Origin of the sequence: Nonomuraea sp. NPDC049784 (assembly GCF_040659615.1) — a bacterium.
In the GTDB taxonomy this organism is placed as follows: Bacteria; Actinomycetota; Actinomycetes; order Streptosporangiales; family Streptosporangiaceae; genus Nonomuraea.
Map to the genome: position 1 here is coordinate 1 of NZ_JBFAMX010000793.1, position 3,943 is coordinate 3,943.

A 3,943-nucleotide genomic window follows, 5' to 3' on the forward strand; every position below is an offset into this window, starting at 1 on the left:
CCGGCGGGCGCACGCCCGGCCCTGCCGTGCTGGCGCAGACGGCGTCCAGCAAGTCCACTCCGCTGTCCGCGTCGAAGAACGCCGGCTCGCCCGACACGGCATCCACGGCGGTGATGACGAGCCGTCCGGCCGGCCAGTCGCGGAGATCCCCGAGCCACCGCCGAACCTGGCTGCGGCGTTCCTCCTCCGACGCGGTCGCGGCGCCCAGGGCGAAGCGGCCCATGCGGGCGCCGAACTGCCTGCCGTCCTTGGCCGTAGCAGCAGCCCTGATCAGACGGAAGAGGGCGAGCACGGAGGTCTTGGGTACGGGCTCGCCCTCGGCGGGGGCGAGCCGTCGGCTGTAGAGGTCGCGCGGGTCGAGCCCGGCGGCGAGCTGGGCTCCCACGACGGCCCCGGCGGAGGTTCCGACGATGAGATCGGCCTCACGCAGGTCGAGGCCGCGATCAGCGAGCCCGGCCAGGACCCCGGCCTGCCAGGCGATGCCCGCCACGCCGCCGCTTCCCAGCACCACTGCCTTACGCGTCATGGGCTTTCCCTCCGTCGGTGAAGGTGAGGATTCGCTCGGCCACCAGTTGCGGCCGCTCCTGCGGCAGGCCGTGCCCGGCGCCCGGGACGACCTCCGCCCGCCGCAGGCCCGGAATGAGCCGGCGGGCCCGCGCGAGCGCGGCGGCGGGGCACAGCAGCCGGCTGCGGCGGCCGACGAGAATCTGGGTCGGAACACTCACCTTTCGCAGCTCGTCATCGGTGTACGGCCGGGCCGGAGGGCGGTGCGGGCGGAACCAGCGGGCGCCCAGCATGACAGGCCCCATGATCTCCGGAAGCTCGACCAGCCCGTGCTCGGCGAGAACCCTGGCCAAGCGTGGCTTCCACGAAGCCGGAGCCTGCATGGCCAGCGCGCCCGCGACCAGGTAGGCAAGGAACGTCATGGGCACCTTGAGCAGACCGCCGGGGTCGAGCAGCGTGAGCGTCGCCGCCCTGCCCGTCCCGGCGACGCCCAGGCCGAGGGCCATCCAGCCGCCGTAGGAATGGCCGACCAAGTGAACGCGACCGAGACCGAGGCCCTCCATGACCTGTTCGAGCCACGCGGAGATGTCACGAACCGGCCTGGTCTGGATGCTGCCGCCAGGGTCGTCGATGGTGTCGACGGCGTAGACGGGGTGGCGCCGGCCCAGCGCCTCCACCAGGGCGTACCAGGTGGAGGCGTTCGCACCGTGGCCGTGCAGCAAGACGATCGGCTCGCCCTCGCGTGCGCCGTACCGGTAGACGCGGGTGATGCCCACGTCGGTGTCCACGTCGTAGACCTCACGAGAGTCCGGCCACAGAGCCATCGCTCGCTCGTACTCCCGCTCGAACGCCGTCCTGGCTTGCTCCGTGACGAACGCCGCAATGCCTGTACGCATCAGCCCCCCTTGGTACAACTGTATAGGGTACAGTTGTACCAGCCATTAAGTGATCACGTCCAGGAGTGTGCATGGCCCGCGATCAACGTCGACGCGACATCCTCGACGCCTTGCTGAGAGTCGCCGGCACGCGCGGGTTGCATGCCGCCACCATGCGCGCCGTCGCCACCGAGGCTGGCGTCTCCGTGCACCTCGTCCAGCACTACTTCCAGACGAAGGAGCAGCTCCTGCACTCCGCGCTCGCGCACCTGGCGCAGCGCATGGCCGAACGGGTCAAGGAGCGACTTGGAGGGACCGATCCCGGCCCGCGAGCCATGATCGAGGCGATCCTCGCCGAGGCCCTCCCAACCGACGAGCAGAGCCGGACCTTCCACCTCATCTACACGTCCTATATGGTGCTCGCGGTCACGGACCCGGCCCTGGCCGCGCATCCTCTGCTCGCCGCGCCGAACGCCATGGAAGGCTTCATCACCGATCGCCTCAAGAACATGGGCGTCGACTCGAACGCCCAGCTGGAAGCGGTTGCCCTGCTCGCCATGTCAGCCGGCCTCGGCGCCGCCGTTTTGGCCGGTCAGCGCAGCGCCGACGACGCCATGACCGTCATGCGCCACCAGCTCGACCGGCTGCAAGCCCGCTGAGAGCGGACAGCCGTCGCGCCGTCTGGCGGCTGCACGCAGGAAGCCGCCCGTGCCGGTGTCGTGGACCCGAGCACCGAGAGCGCCGCCGAGCGGGCCCACGCGCCCAGGGCATGAATCACGGCCACCCGCGAGCCTTGTGATGGGCCGCGGGTGGCCGTGCTCATCGTTGTGCGGGCCGAGCCGTCAGCTCGCGGCCGCCCCCGCTGGGGTCCGCTGCGGGGCACCGGGGCGTCGGCACCGGGCAGAAACCCGACGGCGCGGCTCAGGCCGACCGGCTGCTCACCCTTGCGCTCACCGGAGTGCACCCTGCAGAAGAAAAGCGGACACAAAGATGTGACACAGAAGATGAATTATCTGTCACACTGGCGGTCGCCAGATCGTGCCCGCCCAGTTCGGCCTCCGCCGTGCCGGGGGCGACTCGGCAACATTATGTGTCACATCCACGTGCAGGAGGACGGCCGTGTCCGTCGTGGCGTTCCCCAGCCCACGCGACCTCACCGGCTCGACCATCGCCGCAGCGGTCGAGCGCTTCCTGGAGTCCCGCACCGCGGCCACCACCCGCGCCGGCTACGCCGAGACCCTCACCCACCTCACCGCGATCATCGGCCCAGACCATCCCGTCGCCGAGCTGACCCCGAGCAGTACGCCGCGGTGATGGACCGCTGGAACACCGCGGCCGCGGCCACCTGGAACCGGCATCTGTCCGCCCTGGTCTCCTTCACCACCTGGGCCCAACGCCAGGAACTGCTCATCACCAACCCGGCCCGGCGCCTGGAGCGCCGCAAGAGCGCCCGCCGCGGCGACCGCGCCATCCCGCGCACCCGGCTGGAGACACTCTTCACCGACCCCGCCAACGCGCTGCGCGAAAGAGTCCTGTGGCGGCTCCTGTACGACACCGCCGCCCGCGCCGAGGAAATCCTCACCCTCAACATCGAAGACCTCGACCCAGAGTTCCGCCGCGCCCGCGTCACCAGCAAGGGCGGCGCCATCGAGTACGTGCACTGGGCCACCCCCACCGCCCGCATCCTGCCCCGCCTGCTGGCCGGCCGCACCGCCGGGCCGGTGTTCCTGGCCGACCGGCGCGCCCCTGCCTCCGGATCTCGCGCGCCCGCCGCCGCCGACATCTGCCCCGTCACCGGGCGGGGCCGGCTGTCCTATCCACGCGCCGAGTACCTGTTCAAGACCGCCTCCGCCAATCTCGACCCGCACCGCCAGGGGTGGACATTGCATCAGCTTCGCCACAGTGCGTTGCAGCATCTCGCCCAGGCCGGGCGTACCGCCCCGGAGTTGCAGGCCAAGAGTCGCCACCAGCACCTGGCCAGCCTCGGCCGCTATGTGCGCCTGGGCGAGGAGACCTCCGCGCGCATCACCGCCGAAGCAGACCCCGCCCAACGTCGCCGCGCCCGCTGACCCTAGACCACCCACCTCACAGAGGATGTCGCGTCTACAGCCGAACCCGCTGAGCTGCCGCTACAGCAACCCGCGGCCCCTTTCCGGCGTATTCCGGCCGCCCCCGAAGTAACGCCCGACAGGCTCAGGGTGAGGACAGGGGCAACCATGCTCACGCTGAGCGCGGCCAGCTCAAACCTGTACCGGCCCGAGCCGTCCAGGAACTCCCGGTCACTCACAGCTACTTCGCGCCGGACCGCGCAGACCCGAGCGGAAAACCGCGACGGCTGGACGGCAGTGGGGCGGAGCTGGTGGCGGTCTGGGCGAGGAGCGCGCCGGACCACACGGTCAGCCCGCCCACGATCTGGAACACGCCGAGCGTCTCCCCGACCAGCCCCCAGGCCACCACTGCCCCGCCGATGACCTCCAGCGACGCCACGGTGGCACCCACGCCGGCCGAGAGCCGCCGCACGGCGTTCACGCCAAGGATGTACGCGATCACGGTCGCGACCAGCA

Annotated in this window: 6 protein-coding genes; 3 read left to right on the plus strand and 3 right to left on the minus strand. The window is 71.1% G+C overall.

Annotation, left to right across the window (positions count from 1 at the left end):
• Nucleotides 1-526, minus strand: a 526-nt coding sequence (locus tag AB0J09_RS58540) for a patatin-like phospholipase family protein (RefSeq protein WP_360711911.1), incomplete at its 3' end; no start/stop codon positions are given.
• Nucleotides 516-1,400: an alpha/beta fold hydrolase gene (locus AB0J09_RS58545; RefSeq protein WP_360711914.1), complete on the minus strand. Its 885-nt coding sequence runs from the start codon at nt 1,398-1,400 to the stop codon at nt 516-518. The genes AB0J09_RS58540 and AB0J09_RS58545, both read right to left, overlap by 11 nt.
• 71 nt (nt 1,401-1,471) lie before the next feature.
• Between AB0J09_RS58545 and AB0J09_RS58550 the strand changes: the two genes are divergently transcribed.
• The 3 genes from AB0J09_RS58550 (at nt 1,472) to AB0J09_RS58560 (ending at nt 3,448) form a co-directional block, all read left to right on the plus strand.
• On the plus strand, nt 1,472-2,038 hold the full coding sequence (locus AB0J09_RS58550) for a TetR/AcrR family transcriptional regulator (RefSeq protein ID WP_360711916.1): 567 nt from the start codon (nt 1,472-1,474) through the stop codon (nt 2,036-2,038).
• A 460-nt stretch (nt 2,039-2,498) separates the two neighbouring features.
• Complete coding sequence (locus tag AB0J09_RS58555; protein ID WP_360711919.1) at nt 2,499-2,693, plus strand: hypothetical protein; 195 nt, start codon at nt 2,499-2,501, stop codon at nt 2,691-2,693.
• Complete coding sequence (locus AB0J09_RS58560) at nt 2,693-3,448, plus strand: tyrosine-type recombinase/integrase (protein WP_360711922.1); 756 nt, start codon at nt 2,693-2,695, stop codon at nt 3,446-3,448. Before AB0J09_RS58555 ends, AB0J09_RS58560 begins: the two co-directional genes overlap by 1 nt.
• Nucleotides 3,449-3,668: 220 nt before the next feature.
• Here the strand turns inward: AB0J09_RS58560 and AB0J09_RS58565 are convergent.
• A partial coding sequence (locus AB0J09_RS58565) for an EamA family transporter (protein ID WP_360711925.1) occupies nt 3,669-3,943 on the minus strand: 275 nt, incomplete at its 5' end.

Bases quoted from the DNA above. Each gene is read 5' to 3' on its own strand.
- AB0J09_RS58545 (WP_360711914.1), bottom strand. From the start codon at position 1,400: ATGCGTACAGGCATTGCGGCGTTCGTCACGGAGCAAGCCAGGACGGCG.
- AB0J09_RS58550 (WP_360711916.1), top strand. From the start codon at position 1,472: ATGGCCCGCGATCAACGTCGACGCGACATCCTCGACGCCTTGCTGAGA.
- AB0J09_RS58560 (WP_360711922.1), top strand. From the start codon at position 2,693: ATGGACCGCTGGAACACCGCGGCCGCGGCCACCTGGAACCGGCATCTG.